This window comes from Rhodopirellula sp. J20-39, from assembly GCF_057365095.1.
On the sequence record NZ_CP195123.1, the window covers coordinates 5,139,159 to 5,156,793 of the forward strand.

Below are 17,635 nucleotides of genomic sequence, written 5' to 3' on the forward strand. Positions count from 1 at the left end.
ATGTATATCGCGCTACCGATGGCTTTGTTGCTAGGCGGCGGAGGCATGCTTGCCTGCATCCTCTCGATTCGCCGGGGCCAGTACGATGATCTCGACACGCCGGCGGTTCGGATGCTGATCGACGACGAGCCTAGCGACGAAAACCAATCCCGTGATACTCGAAACCAATCTCCGCCAGCGGAAGACTCTTCAACACGTTCCGACCATCAAAGATGAACGCGGGCTTTTTCATTCCGGCGTAAATGCTCTCGAAATCGGCCTCGGCAAACTCATCCCATTCGGTCAGCAACGCGATTGCATGAGCGTCCTGGGAAGCCGTTTTCAGGTCCGAAACGATCTCAACGTTCTCGGCCAATAGTTGCGCCGAACCTTGCGAGAGTTCCGAGTCGCCATTCATCAACACGGCCGCAAGATCCTTGCGAATCTGTTCCGGATCGACGCGAGGGTCATAGATGCAAAGCTTGGCTTTTTCGCGAAGCAAGTCGCGACAGATATAGATGGCCGCCGATTCGCGTGTGTCGTTGGTATCCTTCTTGAATGCGAATCCCCAAATGGCAATCTTCTTGTCCGACACGGTGTTGAACAGTGTGCGAACGATTCGGTGAACGAAGCGTTGCTTTTGGTAGTCGTTCATTTTGACGACTTGTTCCCAGTACTCAGCCACTTCGGGCAGCCCGAAGAACTCGCAAAGATAGACGAGGTTGAGGATATCCTTTTGGAAGCAAGAACCACCAAAGCCCACGGACGACTTGAGGAACTTGGGACCGATCCGAGAGTCAGTACCGATCGCCATCGCGACTTCATCGACATCGGCTTCGGTTGCTTCGCATAACGCGGAGATCGAGTTGATCGAAGAAACCCGCTGAGCCAAAAACGCATTGGCGGTTAGCTTCGATAACTCACTGCTCCAAAGGTTTGTGGTCAGCAATCGTTCGCGTGGCACCCAGTGGGCGTAGACTTCCACGAGGGCTTGGATTGCGGCATCGGATTCACCGCCAATCAGCACACGGTCGGGCGCGAGCAAATCTTCCACGGCGGTTCCCTCAGCTAAAAACTCAGGGTTACTCAACACGTCAAAAGTCGCTCCCGATGATGCACGGCTCAATATTGCCTTGACGGCTTCCGCTGTTCGAACGGGAAGGGTCGACTTCTCGACCACGATCTTATGCCCCGAGCTGACTTCCGCAATCTTGCGAGCACACTTTTCAATGAACTCCAAGTTTGCAGCTCGCCCGGCTCCGACACCGAAGTCTTTAGTCGGCGTATTAACCGAAATGAAGATCATGTCCGCCTCGGCGATCGCGTCATCCACTTCGCTGGTGAAATGCAGGTTACGTCCGCGGCTCTCTACCACGACGTCATGCAAACCAGGCTCATAAATCGGCAAGGTGTCGCTATTCCACTGGGCGATTCTCGCTTCATTGATGTCGACGACCTTGACCTGAATATCAGGGCATTGCTTAGCAATCATTGCCATTGTTGGTCCGCCAACATAGCCAGCACCAATACAACAGATCTTACGGATAGGCGCGATCGCGGGTGAGGAATCAGCAGTCATAGTCGAAAAGCAAGAGGTTGAATGAATTTGGATCGCAAACAAGCGACGATGAGGCCTGGACTAGCCCGGAAGGCATTTCGCAAAGGCTTCGATAAGTAAGGCTTCAGTGCAGACAATATTAGTTGCTCAAGTGAAAAAGGCAGGTCCCCCTTGGCAGAAACCCCAGCCTTTCGGCCACACCAATCGCTACAACCCGTACATCAGGATTTGTGAAACGCCACTCGCCATCTCGACGTCAGGAAAGCTGGTGACAACATTGCCGGTATTCTCGAGGTGTCATTTGACGCAGCTCGCGGAAACGCCGATTGAAATTGGACAAGTTCGCGAACCCGGCTTCTAAACTGATATTCAAAACCGGCTGATCCGTTTCCGCCAACATTCGACATGCCAGCCCGATCCGCAATTCCGCAATGTGTTCCGTCAATGTTCGGCCGGTCGAATGGCGGAAAAATCGGCTGAACGCGGACGGATTCATGTCCACCAATTTGGCCAGCGTCTTGTGGTTAAGTTCCGAGTTGGAGAGGTTGCACTCGATATAGTCACACACCGCCTGAATCCGATCCTCTCCAGCCGGACTCGCCGTGAAGCAATAGCTATCGCTCGACAAAGCCGTCGGCTCTGAAAACTGGGACAATTGATCCAAGCATGCCAGTAATCCGACAATCCTTGCGGCACCGGGCGACTTCACCATGCTTGTCATTCTTGCCCCGACTTCACAAGCGATCGACGGCGGGAACCACAATCCACGCCGAGCTCGATCAATCAGGCTGGACACACCCGCGAGCTCAGGCGTCTTGAAAAAGTCAGTGCCAAGAAAGTCGGGCTTAAACTGAATCACGATAGCCGGATGATTGTCGATCTTCTGTCCCCGGAACGCGTCCGACGCCCAATTGTGAGGCAAATTGCTGCCGATCAGCACCAGATCATGGTCGCCATAGCTTCCGATATGGTCACCGACGATCCGCGAACCCGTCCCCCGCTGCAAATAGGTCAGCTCAATTTCTGGATGCCGGTGCCAGCGAACGGTGGTATTCAGGTTTTCTCGATCAAAGCATCGAAATGACTCACCGGTATTGGTAACCAGCTTCTCGAACGTGGGCTTCAAACGACTCACCAAGCAGAAAAGGCAATTGGACAGGGCGCACACATTGTATCAATCCCCTGGTTATCTGCAGCTCCCACTTCCCTCTACTCGTCAGAAACCACCATAAACGGCACCTATTGCGCATACAACGTACCGAAAACGGCAAACCACCGACAAGTCGTTTGCTCGATTCCCGTTACAATAACGCCACCGATAGGTCGCGATCGGAGCTAGGATTCTTGCTTCGATTGGACTCTACCGGTCGCCGAAGCGGTGATTGCAAACGCTTTCCCGACCACTAACTAGCGACCTGACCTCCAGCCCACCAACTGCCCCAGTAAAGTTTTCGATGGCTATGATCCCCAACCGCAAAGTAGCCCTGGCACTCATGGCTCACCCCGACGACGCGGAAATTGCGTGCGGTGGGACGCTCATCCGATTGGTGCAAAATGGCTGGGACGTTCACATCGCGACTGTGTCCGCGGGCGATTGCGGATCAATGACTGAATCCGCCACTCAGACCGCGCGTGCGCGGTTTGATGAAGGGACCAACGCGGCCGAATTAATCGGTGCGAAGTACCACTGCCTCAACGAACCAGATGGCCGCTTGGTTTACGATCGGCAAGCACTTCAAAAAACCATCGATCTCTTTCGTGAGACCGGGCCCACGCTAGTGATCACGATGCCGCTATCGGATTACCACGCCGACCACGAAATTACAGGTCAACTCGGACGTGCTGCCAGCTTTGTGTATGCAGCCCCCAACGCTTCCCAGCGTCCATTGTTGGAAGGATCCACGGTACCGTACCTCTACTACAGCGACGGACATGGCGGAGCCGACCGCATGGGGAATCCGATCATGCCGACGACCAACGTCGAGATCACCGATCAACTTGATCGAAAGACAGAAATGTTAGCCTGTCACATCAGCCAGCGTGATTGGTTACGTCAATACAACGGAATCGATGAATACCTAACCACCATGCAAAGCTACAACGCCCAACGAGGTGTTCAAGTCGGTGTGCCGGCGGCTGAAGCGTTCGTGCAGCATCGCGGCCATGGTCATCCGTCCCAGGACATTCTCGCATCCATGTTCCCAATCCACACCACCTCTTCAATGGCATCGACTGCAAACGCATGACCCAAGAAACACCAGCACCTGTCAAAGTTCTCTGTGTCGGCGCAGGAAACATGGGACGTTCACACGCTTTGGCGTATCACAACGACCCCAGCTTTGAAATCGTCGGAATCTGCACACGTTCCTCCGCGTCCGCCGAAGCGTTGAACTCGGAACTGAAAAGCAGCTACCCTCATTTTGCAGACTTCAAAGCCGCTCTCAGCGACGTCCAGCCCGACGCCGTGTGTATCGCCAGCTACCCAGACACGCATGCTGAATTTGCGATGCTCGCACTGGAAGCGGGATGCCATTTGTTTGTCGAAAAGCCGCTGGCGACCAACATCGAAGATGCGGAGAAGATTGTCGCTCTCGCAAAAAACAAACAACGCAAGGTCGTGATCGGTTACATCCTGCGGCACCATCCAAGCTGGGAAAAATTCATCGAGCTGACCCAGGATCTGGGGAAGCCGCTGGTCATGCGTATGAACCTCAACCAGCAATCTTCTGGCGCGATGTGGGAGACCCACAAGAACTTAATGTCGTCGATTTCGCCGATTGTTGACTGCGGTGTCCACTACGTTGACGTGATGTGTCAAATGACTCGCTCTCGCCCTGTTCGCGTCAGCGGTATTGGTGCTCGGTTGTCCAATGAGCTACCCGATGGCATGGTGAACTACGGCCAATTGCAAGTCACCTTTGAAGATGGCTCGGTCGGTTGGTACGAAGCCGGATGGGGTCCCATGATGAGCGAAACCGCATTCTTCGTGAAAGACGTGGTGGGTCCTAAAGGATGCGTGTCGATCGTTGCTGAAAAAGCCTCCGACGACGGAAAAAGTGCCAGCATCGACGCGCACACTCAAACCGAAGCTTTGAAGGTTCACCATTCGGCGTTGAACGAAAGCGGCAAATTCGTAAAGCAAGATGAGATGATTCATCTGGATGACGAGCCCAATCACGACGAACTGTGCGCACGCGAACAGGCTTACTTTTTGCGTGCGATCACAACGGACATCGATCTCACCGATCATCTCGAAGACGCCATCAACTCGATGAGAATCGTACTGGCTGCCGACGAGTCCTTCCGCACTGGAAAAACGGTCGAGCTAACCTAAAGCTCGATCTCCCGGTCTAACCCTATCGCTTGTTTTCGTCCCACCTCACCTTCCCCGGAAAACTCTCGCTATGAATCCCACCTCAAACGACCCGCGTTGTGAATCCCGCCGCAACTTTCTGCGAACGCAATTGACCGCTTCGGCCGCCATCGCCAGCGGTGTTGCTGGAGTTCAATCTCAAGTCCAGGCCGCCACCTCGGCAACCGACAATTCGGCCAACGGAGCTTTGCGGATCGGACTGGTCGGTTGCGGCGGACGTGGCACAGGCGCCGTGAAGGATTCTCTATCGATCAACCAGAACGTCAAGCTAGTCGCGATGGCGGATCTGGATGAAGCGAATTGCGCACGCTCGCGAAAAGGTCTGGCAGCGAGATTCGGAGAAAGCATTGATGTTGCCGATGACAAGATGCACATCGGCCTGGACGCCTATAAAAAGGTCCTGGATGATCCCAACGTTGACATCGTTCTGTTAACCACAACACCAGCGTTCCGCCCCTTCCACGTTACCGAAGCTGTCCAGGCGGGCAAACATGTGTTCGCCGAAAAGCCAGTTTGCATCGATCCGGCCGGCTACCGTATTTGCGTCGATACGCATCAAAAGGCGATCGATCAAAAGACCGCTATCGTCACCGGTACCCAGTACCGCCGACAAACTAACTACGTTGGCGCGATTGAAAAGTTGCGTGCTGGCGCAATCGGGAAAGTAACCAGTGCGACATCACGTTATTGCTCAGCGGGTATCTGGTATCGCAACCGAACCGAAGGCATGACCGATCTGGAATATCAACTTCGTAACTGGATGCACTTCGTATGGTTGTCCGGTGACCAGATCGCCGAACAAGCCGTCCATAATATCGACTTGATGAACTGGTTAATGGATGCGGTCCCTGAATCCGCGTACGGTTCCGGTGGTCGATTCACTCGACCGGACGATAGCGAAATGTGGGACAGCATGTCGGTCGATTACCAATATCCCGGTGGACGATTTATCTCCTTCAAGTGCCGCCAATGGCCCGGTTCCACCGGTGAAAACAATACCGTCATCCACGGTTCGGACGCGAACATGGTGATTTGGGGTGGCAGCCGGGGATCACAAATCCTAGATCATGACGGAAAAGAAATCTGGAGCATGAAGGGAAGCATCGCAGACGCTTACCAACAAGAACACAAAGATCTTGTCGACTCGATTCGAGCAGACAAGCCAATCGTGGAACTGAAGCAGACCGCAGACAGTTCATTGACCGCAGTCATGGGACGCATGTCCGCTTACACAGGCAAGAAGGTCGATTGGGATTTTGTTGCCAACAAGTCCACGTTGAACTTGTTCCCAGAGAACCTGACAATGGACACCCAAATCGAAAGTCCTGGCTTTGCCGTTCCAGGAAAAACGAAACTGGTCTAGCAAACCGGTCCAACTCGCATCGCAGTCTACACCCAAGACTGTTATCTGAACGGGTCAGATACAGTCATCGGACTGCGGAATTAGAGCGTTTTTGTAAAGGATGCAGCCGGTTTCACCAGACTCCAGTGCTCCAAATTCTGTCGAATCCAGCTACAAAAACCAATCATGTAACGACCCAAAGTAGGCCGGATGAAGGAGGCTTTGCGACGCCCATCCGGCAGTCGCGTGATTGCCGGAACGTCGCTGCGCTTGGTCCGGCCTACGAACCACAAACTGAAATCTGGCGAACCCAGCTACCGGGATCGGGCACGTCAAATTTCAAACCGTACTAGCCATAGCGGCTAACGGTCTTCATTCCATCACGCGAAGCGTCCCGAACGCACGCGAAGCAGCGAAACGGATTAGCTCGTAAGTTCATTCGTCCGTTTCGCTTGGGTGATCAACAATCGAGTGCTAGCGACCGAGCTTTCGCGCTCGTCAGTTGCGATACATTCGATGGCACTGTTTGCATGAGTCCGACAGTGCTTGGAAGTGACGCGTAATTTGGTCCGCGTTCCCGACCCGCAAGGCTTCCTCCAACCCCCTCGCGACTTCTTCCGAATCTTTGAGCCACCGCCTGAATTCATCATTGAATTCAGTGGCGAGATTTCGGCCGGACTCGTGCAGCGACTCTCTCAGCAACAATGCTTGTTGCGAAGGCACCAAATCCGGATGATCCTCGGGTGTCATCCAACCGGCATCGCGACAACGCTTAAGGTTATCGTACGCCCGATCAATGTTGGCCATTGCCGCTGGGAACGATTGCACCTTCGCAACCTCATCCAAAGCCGGCAGTTCAACTCCACGCCCCGGTGCTTGATATTTTGAAACATCTCGCCACAACCCCGCGTACTCTTTGCTAGTGCCTGCACGCTCGAGAATGGCAAGTCCAGATACCGCATCCACTTCGCCCGATGCGATACATACCACCGCCGCGGCCGCCGGCCCACGGTGCCGTCCGTGATGACAGTGAACGTAAACGGGCCCGTCAATTTCACGTGCAAGTCGTGCAAACGTGAGCCCTGCTTTCTGGTCAATGCCGTCATAACCGATAGGTACATGAACGTACCGCAGTCCATGTCTACGCGCCATTTCGATATTCGGCTTCGCCCCGTCGACACTAACGACAGTCTTCACACCGAGCTTGGCCAAGCTTTCAAACGCTTCTTCCGAGTGCGGCTCCGCGCCGGTGAAGATCCGTCTGGAAACCTGCAACAGATTACCAAGACTTGGAAATTGCCCTGAGGTCGGCTTCACCAAAATAAGTCCATCATGGCTACTTCCCGAATCGGTCGATGGGAATCCCGGATCCGATGACGTCACCTTGTTTGCCGGCTCAGTGGCACAACTGGCCACGGGTAAACACGCGATCAACCCAATAGCTAACAGGCATACCAAGGGCGAATGGTTGCAGAGCGGCATCGATGGATTCCCAAACAATTCGTTAAGCGACCAGACTTGATCACAGCGATCCTATGTTACTAGGACGGGAGTCGTGTTAAAAGCCAGACCGACAACCGCGAAAAATGACGGGCGACAAAACTGGCGCAACTACTTGTTTTCCGATCCGGATTGCCCGTCTTTTTTATGTCGACTCTTGCGGGACAAGCGGTGAAGATCTTCGGGCTTGGTGAGGTGTCCCCACCGGAGTGCCTGATCTTGTTCGTATTGTTTCCCCAATTGCAAGGCAGTGGTCGCTTTCGCCATCTCATACCCCAGATAGAACGCATGCGATGCATCGACGTTGTCCGATTGCGGCAAACTCAATAATTTCTCCAAGATCGCAAACGGGTCGCTACCTTGGATGTGAACACCGGCACTGATCAGATGAATCGTGCCATCCTGCGCAATGATGCGATAGTTGTTGTCACGAACTCCTGCGGCCAATGCCTCGATCGCATTGGCGGCGAAGGGCTGCAATTTTGGGTCCCGCAACATCACCAATTGGTCAGACAGCCGTTTGGGAGGCACACCTTCGGCCAGACTATGGTGGACCAGTCGACGTGCGATCTCGCACTCCTTCACACTGGAACTCGCCCAATTGATCACCTGAGTCGTCAACACGCTATGGATCGCAAACTCTTCGCATAACGCCAGCAAAAGGAAATTCACGCCGGCTGAATCGACATCCGTTAACTCCGTCAAATTCCCAATCCCCATCATCATCGCGTGATCAGGGTATCTCCGACGTACTTCGATGTAACGCAGCAAACTGGCTCCGAAACCAAATCCAATGGGTTCCAGAATCGGGTCCAATCGCATGGGGACCTGATTACGATCCAGCAACGCGATCGTTTCATCCAGGCTCGATAAATCATCAGGCACGTCAGGAATGGCCACAACCTCGCAACCCCAATCTTTTGCCCGTTCCCGATTCGACGAATTGACTGATAGCACCAACGAGGCCCCCGCCTCGACCGAACGCTGAACCTCCCACTCGTCAAACGTATCAATACTGACCCGATGCCCCTGCTCGACCAACGCGGCAGTGTATTCAGCGATCGATTCACAGCGACGGGCGGGATCGCATCCAAGATCGATCCGATCAGCACCTTCATCACGCAATCCCCCAGCTATCGTGACCACTTCCTCGATTGACATGCGAGGCGCATGGTTAATCTCAGCAATGATCTCAATTGAATGCTTTGACAAGTCAGGTTGGGTCGTCTTGCCACTCAGCCAAGATTCAATGTCGCGGCAATCATTTGGCCCGCAAAAAATGTCGCTGGGCGGCAAGCTGGCCGCCTTCGCAATTCGAAACCGCCATGAATCAGCCGGGTTGTCGGTATCGCTCGGATCGTCAAGCGATGACTGGCAATAACCTGGTAACACGACCTGGGTCGCATTGGACGGAACGTCGAGATGCCTAAGTAACCACTTGGGCGTGATCAGTGCGGCGACCGTGATCGGCATCACCTGAACAGAATACGAAAACCCGTGGCGACGCGATGCCTGTTCAACCTGCGATCGCAACGCCACTTCCGCCAGTCGTCCGGTGACGAAATGCAGGTGCGTCAGGGAATCGATGACGGGTGCTGGTGATACCATGCACCTAGTGTCGTTGGTGATGCCAACGTTGGCTAGCTGAGCAAGCCCAAATCGTTATCACGAAACGCGAGGTCAGTTAACTCAGACTGAGTCCCTTCGCTATCATCCGAATCGGAGATAGGCGAATCATCGGAAATTGCCTCTGACGAAACAGTCTCGACATTGTCCTGAACCGCGACGAGTTTATTGCCCTGCGTATCGCTCTGGATATTCTGCGAACGATTCGCTCGTCCCGCAATACTTTGCGATTCAGGTGTATCGTCACCAGCAGACGGTGCAGTCGCAATGGGCTCGCCCGATGGAGTCAACCCGTCTGCCGAAACAGACGATCCTTCGGTCACAGGTTCACCTTGGGGCTCGCCCTCGTTTGGCACCTGCTCAGATCCGACCGTTCCCGTGCCGCCACCACCCGCGTTCAGTTCGTTGATCACCAGCAAGGCATCCAACGCAGTCACGAGACCATCGGCATTCACATCATAACCGTAGTTCGGGTTTCCCGACCCCACGGGTCCGGGCCCATATTCGTTCAGGTAGTTGATGATTGCCAAAGCGTCTTCCGGCCGTGCGTCTCCGCTTCCATCGACATCTTCGGGATACTCATCGTTGTGAAACGAAACGTCACTTTCCAAGACTTCGATCGTGAACGCTTCGGTCGTTGATTCACCGCCCAAATCGGGAGTGGCAGTGATTTCAATCGTGATCTCGGTCACCACATTAGGCGTCTTAGTCAGTTCGACTCCCTCGGCCAATTTCAGTGTGGAGCCAACGAACACGAAATTTTCGTTGTTACTCGTAAGCGTGTGACCGTTGCCACCTGGATTCCCAGCAATGGTGAGATTCCCGACGCGCCCGCCGGGATCCTTTTCGAATACCGTCGCATTATCCAACGCCAGACCGACTGGCTTTTCGGGAGCATCCAGAACCGTCAGGACAATCGTCTTAGTGTATGAGTCGCTTTTGAAAGTCGCCGTCACATCGACCGCCACCGTTCCGTTCTCTTCCGCCTCGCGATCCAGCGAAATACCGTCGGCCAGCCTCAGATCGCCAAACTCAACGACGAAGCGGTCGTCACTGGTAGTCACGTTGTGGAAATCGTTGTGGTCTTCATCGACGATGGTTAGCGATGCAATCGATTCGCCAGGACGGTTTTCTAAGACCGATGCGCTGCCGGGAAGGATATCGGTCACTGGATCGTCGACGTTCTCTACCGTGATCGAAGCCGTGTATTCATGGGCAGTATCCGTGTCAGGATCGATCACGGTCAGCGTTAATGGAATCGCCCCCGTGGGCAGCGCCTCATAGTTCAACCTTTCCGGTCCAACGAACACAACATTTCCGTTGATAACCTGGAACGCTGGGTTGTCAATTTCAATTTGATGGTCATTGACGAGATCGACATCGATGACGTTGATCACGCCAATCACTTCATCGATCAAAATATTCTCAGGCACCGCAGCGATCGTCACCGACACGCCCGTGGGCTCATCCGGTGTACCAACCACCTGAACTGAGACAACGGTTTCCGTTGAGTCACGACCATCGGTCAAGGTAATGCTAAACTCCGCAACACCTTCAAAATCAATCGGCGGGACATACGTGATACTGCCATCAAGATTGACATCCAAAGCTCCAAACGAAACTTCACCAGGCAGCGCAACGTACTGATCACCTTCAGCATCGCTCGAGCCTGCTGCGATTCCAGGTGCAGGCAATTGCAGCGCCGTGTCTTCCAAGGTTGATAGTGTCGACAACGCTCCCGGCGTGGGCGCCGTGTTCGCTCCGATCATTCGCAGCCCAAATGTCAAAGCCGGCGAAGCTTCATCGCTACTGACCTGAACGCGTTGTGCTCCAGCCTTCCGCAGGTTCACTTGAGCCAAACCAGTGGCCCCCGCAACCACGACCGAGCTCAATTGGGCGTCCAAGGCGACAGAAGACACTTCGCCTAATGCAGCAAGATCGATTGCCAGATCCGCGACAAGAACACCGGTGTCGGCATCCCAAACTCGCAAGCCAGCTTCTTCCGCCAATGCGGTCGTCGGCGACGTCGTGACAACCAACCCACGGGCCGAGTCGATATCGACCGCACCGCCAGTGTCTTCGATTGTGTACAAACTGGCGAAATTGCCATCGACATCCAACACCGTCAGTGCGTCTTGCCCGCGAACGACCAACAAACTGGCTTCATCACTGAACGCGACCACCTCCATCGCCCCGGCCACATAGATAGGCTCGGACGAAATCATTGATGAATCGGTGTTACTCCAGATCGATAGCGCGAGTGCCTCTTGAGTGCCTCCGTTTCCATCATCGACTTGAGAAACGTAGCTGACGATCGATCGAGTCGGCCCGTCGGTAAGTCGTGGCGTCGTATCTGAAGTCACCCGAGCATCACTGGAAACGGTAACCGACGTAGCGACGAACCCACCGCCGCTGACCGACCATAGTTCGGCATTCTCACCGACAGGGTTAGCGACTACGACTCCTGTGCCGGTGTCATCCAATGCGACCGCCGTGATCGCCGGACCTTGATCCGAATCGACGAACGGCGTAACCGCTTCAAGCGAATCATTGACCATCCATCCCCGATGTCCGGAGACTGTATCGCTCATCGCGATCAAATTACCGTCGGATACCCGCGACAACGAAATGATCTCTGCTCCTAAATCCAACGGTGCCCCAAGGGTTCCATCATGCCCGATCGTCCGCAGCGTGCTTCCCACCGCGATCACGGCCGGAGCAGTTCGCTGGTCGGGCGTACCACGATCGATGATGTGCGGCGCAAGCGTGTGTGAGATGTCGGATTGCTCGACGACGTCGTGCTTCAATTCCGCGTGCGTGATCGTCGTCTGGAACTGGCTGCTTGTTCCGTTAAAAACACGAACGGCGTATTCGCCATCGGTCAGCCCATCGATCGAAAACTGGCCCGATTCGTCCGTCACGGCGTAGCGTTCCGTCGCGTTCAGTTCACCGTCATGATTTTGGTCTAGGTAAACCAACCGGCCGGCCAGCCCATCTTCCTGAGCATCACGCCGAGCGGAATCGTTCAGATCTTCAAAAACGGCGCCTGTCACCGCAGCCAAAACTCGCCGATCATCGAGAACTTGAATTCTCAACGAACGCCGTACCCCCACGCGTTTAGCGGGGCGGTCGCTTCGCCGCGTCCGACGTGAAGATCGAGCCATACTGGCAAATTCCATAGGTGATTGAAAGGATTAAACGCAAATCGTCCGGCGATTTGTCCCTTGCAACTGAATGCAACAAGCAATTTCGACGTAACCGTCGACGCCATTCAGGGGGAAAAGGTTCCCCGAAAGTTCTGGATCAGCCAAAAACACTGCCGGAAAAACTACCTGTCAGGACGTGGACTGGCTTATTATAGACGCGTCAGCGGTGGAATAATCGCGCAATCCGTTCCATTGCCGCCCTGAATTTTTCGTTTTCTAACTTTTTCGATTGCTTGCCGTAAGCCTGCCTCCCTGATGCACCAATCTAGACCGTCCCCTGACCGCCGATCCTCTGTTTTCAGCCTCATCGCATCCCTTGTCCTGTTCGGCATCTGCGGATGGATTGTCAGCGCCGGCGGGTGGCTTGGGCAGCCTGCGTTTGCCCAATTCGACGAAGACCTAGATTTTGAAGGCTCACCACGTTCCGGCGAACCCGGATCTGGAGAATCAGAAAACGGTGCGGCCGCGATCCCCACCACCCAGACCGGCAAAGCCCCGAGCGTGATCTGGCGAATGGTCGAACCGGATTTCTCGGCCGTCAAACAAGAATTGACTCGTCTAGTCAGCCCGCCTGCGATTCCCCCCCAGCCCATTCGCACCGGTCCCGTGCTGAAGAATGAATCCCAAGTGGCCTTTCGCTACGGAAATTTGCCGCTAGCCCGGGAATTGTTTTACGCCCACTTGGCGCTGGGTGGCGATGCGGCAGTCGAGGACCTCGAGGCGATTCGCTTTAGCCCGTTGCTGCGGCGTCCGGCCTGGCACCTTCGCTGGGGCATGGCATTGGGAGTTTCAGGCGATACGGACGTGACCGACTACCACCCAGTCCTCGGCGAAGAAAGTGAAGGCCAAGACGGAGACGGCCCCCGCCGCGGGCCCTCACCCGATGACTTCGAGATGAGAGAGGAATTTGACGACGAGCCTGACTTCCGAGAGCAGGAGCGAATGGACGCTTCCATCGATGGTGCGTTCGAAGACTCATTCGACGGCGAGCGGATGGCCAGGGACGGCACCCCCGCCCCGCCAGTGCAAAAGGCCCCACCGGCCCAAATCGCTGATCCCAAGATTCGTCAACGCTTAGCGGATCTAACCGGAATCGTCGGCCAAACACTGACCCAGGGGATGGAAAGTCGATTCGATTCGGGCAGCTTCGGGTCGGCATTCCAGCAAATTGGCGATGCCGACAGCGATCCAGATGCTGGATTCACGATCGGCGGCGAAATAGTCGAAGCCGGCGACGTGCCGATGTGGGTTCCGGGAATCGTGTACCTAGGCGAAGGCAACGTTCGCGACATGACCAAGAAGGCGATCCAAGATGATCTCGAATTCTTGCTTTTCGTCGCGGTCAACTTGAAGCAATTCCGCAACGAAGAAGTTGAGAATATTTGTCGCGTCAAAGTCGTGGATTGCAAATCGGGCAAAACCTTGGTTGCATCCGGCGCTGTCGACAACCGAGAGATTGCTCGACTCACCGGCCGGCCTCAAACCCTGGTCGACAAACAGCTTGATTCGTTCTGGAAAATCATCGACTCCCGGACCGCGTTGACGCCATTGCCGCCCCTGACGCCAGAAATTTCTCGCCGCCGAGTGGCTCAATTGATGGCCGATGAATCCGTTTCGACATTACAAAAGCTCGCTGAGATCCAGCTATTGCACCACAAAGGTTGGCTGACGGACGCCGAACGCGAGGAATCCTTCCAAATCCTGTTGGGAAAAGCGGGCACCCATGTGCTGTACGCCCCCACTCGCGATGCTGTCCCGATCCTGCGAAATCTCGCTCGCAAGGCGTTGGAACCACCGGAAGAGTCGTGATCCGTTTCCGTCAGGACGGAAAAAGCTGTCTTGAGGGCAAGTGAAATGGACGCACGCGTCAAAACCACTACCTAAAAAGGTTCGTAACGATTCCAGCTCACCGCCCGAAAAGCCGCCACAAAATTTCGCGAAACGATCCCGCAAGATGCTTCAATACAAGACACGACTATCGCGGGCCCGCACCGGACGGAGGCTGATTCCTGCTCTGTAACTGAATCCTGCTCGGTACAGGATTGCTGTGGGGGCGAAAACTCCAGCACGGGGTGCCCCGATTGGAAACCGCCTGACTGATTGACTCAAAGTGCTTGACTGATTGACGCACTTTGCCAAAAAAGCCGCCCACTGCCCCCGTTTCTACGGTAAACCGTTCACCCCACTTGTGGGCACCATACCTTGTTCCGTTTACTGCAATCTGACTACAGTAATGGACCGCAAGAGTTGCATAAGCTACTGACCAAAATCTTCGCACTGTGAGGCCGGGGAGTTTTCCCGTTTTTGATGTCTGATTCCAAAACCGTCGCCCAGGCCGAAATCTCTCAAAACCTCGGCGAACTGAAACAGTTTGTCGACGTCGATATTGATGCCGCCGAAACCCAGGAATGGCTCGCGTCCCTGGAATATGTCCTGCAAAGCAAAGGTCCTGAACGCGTTAAGTTCCTCTTGGACCAACTTCGCGACCGCGCCGCCGAAGAAGGCGTGCCTTTGTCGTCGGACACTTCGACGCCCTACATCAACACGATTTCCCCCAAAGACCAGCCCGCGTACCCCGGTAACCGCGAACTCGAACGACGCATCAAGTCGATCATTCGCTGGAACGCGATGGCGATGGTCGTCCGAGCAAACAAACGTCCCGGCGGTGTTGGCGGTCACATCAGTACCTTCGCCAGTTCGGCAACGCTTTACGAAGTCGCGTTTAACCACTTCTTCAAAGGTCGTGGCGAAGACGGCTACTCCGGCGACTCGATTTACTTCCAGGGCCACGCTTCGCCCGGAATGTACTCTCGTGCCTATCTCGAAGGCCGTCTGACAGACGAAAACCTGGACAACTTCCGACGCGAACTCGCACCCGGCGGCGGACTGTCGAGCTACCCACACCCTTGGTTGATGCCCGACTTCTGGGAATACCCAACCGTCTCGATGGGCCTCGGTCCGATCATGGCGATCTATCAAGCTCGCTTCAACGAATACCTCAACGACCGCGGCATCAAAGACACCAAGGGCCAAAAGGTCTGGGCGTTCTTGGGCGACGGCGAATGCGACGAACCCGAAACACTCGGCGCGATCGGCCTAGCCTCTCGTGAAAAACTGGACAACTTGATCTTCGTAATCAACTGCAACCTGCAGCGACTTGACGGCCCCGTCCGCGGTAACGCAAAGATCATCCAAGAGCTCGAATCGATCTTCCACGGTGCCGGATGGAACGTCATCAAGGTCGTCTGGGGCAGCGAATGGGACGAACTTCTTGCTCGCGACACGACCGGACTGCTGGCCAAACGCATGAACGAAGTCGTCGACGGCCAGTACCAAAAGTACACGTCGATGCCCGGCAGCTACATCCGCGAGCACTTCTTCGGCAAGTACCCCGAGTTGCTCGAATTGGTCAAACACCTGTCCGATGAGAAGCTTGAAAAGATTCGTCGAGGTGGCCACGACCCTGAAAAGGTTTACGCCGCATACAAGGAAGCTCACGAGGCGAACAACGGCAAGCCAACCGTCATCCTGGCCAAAACGGTCAAGGGCTACGGACTTGGTGAAGCCGGTGAGGGGCGAAACGTCGCTCACAACCAAAAGAAGATGAACGAAGCGGAACTGCTTGAATTCCGCACCCGGTTCGGGATTCCGATCAGCGACGAGAAGGTCGGCGAGGCCCCCTTCTACAAGCCACCGGCTAACAGCCAAGAAATGAAGTACTTGGCCGAACGCCGCGCCGCCCTGGGTGGTCCGGTCCCAAGCCGTCCAACCGAACATCCTAAGATGGATATCCCGGAACTGGAGGTCTTCCAAAAATTCGTTTCCAAGCGTACCGACAACAAGGAAGTCAGCACCACCTTCGCGGTCGTGCAAATGCTGGTCGCGATGTGCCGCGACAAAACCATCGGGAAATACGTTGTCCCAATCGTGCCTGACGAGTCACGAACGTTCGGCATGGAAGGCATGTTCAAGCAGTTCGGCATCTACGCTCACGCTGGCCAACTGTACGAACCCATGGACTCCGACCAAGTCGCTTTCTACAAGGAAGCACAAGACGGACAAATCCTGGAAGAAGGCATCACCGAGTGTGGTTCGATTTCCAGCTTCAACGCCGCCGGTACTGCATACAGTTGCCACGGCGTGAACATGATTCCGTTCTACATCTACTACAGCATGTTCGGCTTCCAACGAATCGGCGATTCGATCTGGGCCGCCGCCGATATGCGAGCGAAGGGCTTCCTGGTCGGTGGTACCGCGGGACGCACCACGCTGAACGGTGAAGGATTGCAACACCAAGACGGGCACAGCCTGCTTAACGCGATCGCGTTCCCAACCGTTCGTGCCTACGATCCTGCGTTCGCTTATGAAGTCACCGTGATCGTTCACGAAGGTTTGAAACGAATGTACGCCGACGGCGAAGAGTGCTTGTACTACATCACCGCCGAAAACGACCCGTACGTCCAACCAGTCATGCCTGAAGGATGCGAAGAAGGCATCATCAAGGGCATGTACAAGTTCAAGAGCCGTGAAGTCGACGGAGCCAAGGCTCGCGTTCAACTGTTCGGTAGCGGTGCGATCTTGAACTGTGCTTTGAAGGCTCAAGAAATTTTGGCCGAGAAGTACAACATCGCTTCGGACGTTTGGTCGGTAACCAGCTACACGCTATTGCGTCGTGACGCCCACGCCGTCGAGCGTTGGAACCGTTTGCACCCCACCGAAACGCCTCGCAAGAGTTACCTGGAAGAAACCCTGGAAGGCGTCGAAGGACCTTTCATCTCGGCCAGCGATTACGTGCGAGCACTCGGCGAGCAACTCACACCTTGGATCCCCGGCGATTATTACGTCTTGGGCACCGATGGCATGGGACGCAGCGAAACGCGTGAAGCTCTTCGTCGCCACTTCGAAGTTGACGGCGAATCGATCACCATCGCCGCCCTCGGCCGCCTTGCGAAGTCAGGTGTCCTCGAGCCCAAAGACGTCGCTGCGGCGATCAAAGAACTCGATTACGACGCTGACAAGGTCGACCCGTATTTTGCATAGCGGCAATGCCG

Annotated in this window: 11 protein-coding genes; 6 read left to right on the forward strand and 5 right to left on the reverse strand. The window is 55.0% G+C overall.

Annotated elements, in window-relative coordinates; translation table 11 throughout:
• Window positions 1-216, forward strand: coding sequence for a cbb3-type cytochrome oxidase assembly protein CcoS (gene ccoS / locus ACR3ZL_RS18545; RefSeq protein ID WP_486173594.1), 216 nt, complete (start codon window positions 1-3; stop codon window positions 214-216).
• On the opposite strand, the gene ACR3ZL_RS18550 is transcribed toward ccoS, so the two are convergent.
• The gene (locus ACR3ZL_RS18550) at window positions 131-1,558 is read right to left on the reverse strand and encodes a UDP-glucose 6-dehydrogenase (RefSeq protein ID WP_473651616.1); all 1,428 of its coding nucleotides are present in this window, start codon (window positions 1,556-1,558) and stop codon (window positions 131-133) included. The genes ccoS and ACR3ZL_RS18550 overlap by 86 nt on opposite strands.
• A 235-nt stretch (window positions 1,559-1,793) precedes the next feature.
• Window positions 1,794-2,672 (reverse strand): helix-turn-helix domain-containing protein, encoded by an 879-nt coding sequence (locus tag ACR3ZL_RS18555; RefSeq protein ID WP_473651615.1) that lies wholly within the window; start codon window positions 2,670-2,672, stop codon window positions 1,794-1,796.
• A gap of 319 nt (window positions 2,673-2,991) precedes the next feature.
• Between ACR3ZL_RS18555 and ACR3ZL_RS18560 the strand changes: the two genes are divergently transcribed.
• The 3 genes from ACR3ZL_RS18560 to ACR3ZL_RS18570 all read left to right on the forward strand — a co-directional run bounded on the left by ACR3ZL_RS18560 (window position 2,992) and on the right by ACR3ZL_RS18570 (window position 6,273).
• Window positions 2,992-3,783: a PIG-L deacetylase family protein gene (locus ACR3ZL_RS18560; protein ID WP_473651614.1), complete on the forward strand. Its 792-nt coding sequence runs from the start codon at window positions 2,992-2,994 to the stop codon at window positions 3,781-3,783.
• Window positions 3,780-4,871, forward strand: coding sequence for a Gfo/Idh/MocA family protein (locus ACR3ZL_RS18565; RefSeq protein WP_473651613.1), 1,092 nt, complete (start codon window positions 3,780-3,782; stop codon window positions 4,869-4,871). The genes ACR3ZL_RS18560 and ACR3ZL_RS18565 overlap by 4 nt, the downstream gene beginning before the upstream one ends.
• Window positions 4,872-4,941: 70 nt before the next feature.
• Window positions 4,942-6,273, forward strand: coding sequence for a Gfo/Idh/MocA family protein (locus tag ACR3ZL_RS18570; protein WP_473651612.1), 1,332 nt, complete (start codon window positions 4,942-4,944; stop codon window positions 6,271-6,273).
• 477 nt (window positions 6,274-6,750) lie between these two features.
• On the opposite strand, the gene ACR3ZL_RS18575 is transcribed toward ACR3ZL_RS18570, so the two are convergent.
• From ACR3ZL_RS18575 to ACR3ZL_RS18585, 3 genes are all read right to left on the reverse strand, one after another.
• Window positions 6,751-7,734, reverse strand: coding sequence for a cytochrome c (locus tag ACR3ZL_RS18575; protein ID WP_473651611.1), 984 nt, complete (start codon window positions 7,732-7,734; stop codon window positions 6,751-6,753).
• A gap of 129 nt (window positions 7,735-7,863) precedes the next feature.
• The gene (locus ACR3ZL_RS18580) at window positions 7,864-9,360 is read right to left on the reverse strand and encodes a DUF6513 domain-containing protein (protein WP_473651610.1); all 1,497 of its coding nucleotides are present in this window, start codon (window positions 9,358-9,360) and stop codon (window positions 7,864-7,866) included.
• A 32-nt stretch (window positions 9,361-9,392) separates the two neighbouring features.
• Entirely contained in the window at window positions 9,393-12,542 is a 3,150-nt protein-coding gene (locus tag ACR3ZL_RS18585) for a dockerin type I domain-containing protein (protein WP_473651609.1), read from the reverse strand.
• A gap of 297 nt (window positions 12,543-12,839) precedes the next feature.
• On the opposite strand from ACR3ZL_RS18585, the gene ACR3ZL_RS18590 reads away from it, so the two are divergent.
• Complete coding sequence (locus ACR3ZL_RS18590; RefSeq protein ID WP_473651608.1) at window positions 12,840-14,393, forward strand: hypothetical protein; 1,554 nt, start codon at window positions 12,840-12,842, stop codon at window positions 14,391-14,393.
• 498 nt (window positions 14,394-14,891) lie between these two features.
• Window positions 14,892-17,624, forward strand: a complete 2,733-nt coding sequence (gene aceE / locus ACR3ZL_RS18595; protein ID WP_473651607.1) for a pyruvate dehydrogenase (acetyl-transferring), homodimeric type — start codon at window positions 14,892-14,894, stop codon at window positions 17,622-17,624.
• The last annotated feature ends 11 nt before the right edge of the window (window positions 17,625-17,635 follow it).

Coding starts and splice junctions, on each gene's coding strand:
- ACR3ZL_RS18575 (WP_473651611.1), bottom strand. CDS start 7,734: ATGCCGCTCTGCAACCATTCGCCCTTGGTATGCCTGTTAGCTATTGGG.
- ACR3ZL_RS18585 (WP_473651609.1), bottom strand. CDS start 12,542: ATGGCTCGATCTTCACGTCGGACGCGGCGAAGCGACCGCCCCGCTAAA.
- ACR3ZL_RS18560 (WP_473651614.1), top strand. CDS start 2,992: ATGGCTATGATCCCCAACCGCAAAGTAGCCCTGGCACTCATGGCTCAC.
- ACR3ZL_RS18580 (WP_473651610.1), bottom strand. CDS start 9,360: ATGGTATCACCAGCACCCGTCATCGATTCCCTGACGCACCTGCATTTC.
- ACR3ZL_RS18550 (WP_473651616.1), bottom strand. CDS start 1,558: ATGACTGCTGATTCCTCACCCGCGATCGCGCCTATCCGTAAGATCTGT.
- ACR3ZL_RS18590 (WP_473651608.1), top strand. CDS start 12,840: ATGCACCAATCTAGACCGTCCCCTGACCGCCGATCCTCTGTTTTCAGC.
- ACR3ZL_RS18570 (WP_473651612.1), top strand. CDS start 4,942: ATGAATCCCACCTCAAACGACCCGCGTTGTGAATCCCGCCGCAACTTT.
- ACR3ZL_RS18565 (WP_473651613.1), top strand. CDS start 3,780: ATGACCCAAGAAACACCAGCACCTGTCAAAGTTCTCTGTGTCGGCGCA.
- aceE (WP_473651607.1), top strand. CDS start 14,892: ATGTCTGATTCCAAAACCGTCGCCCAGGCCGAAATCTCTCAAAACCTC.
- ccoS (WP_486173594.1), top strand. CDS start 1: ATGTATATCGCGCTACCGATGGCTTTGTTGCTAGGCGGCGGAGGCATG.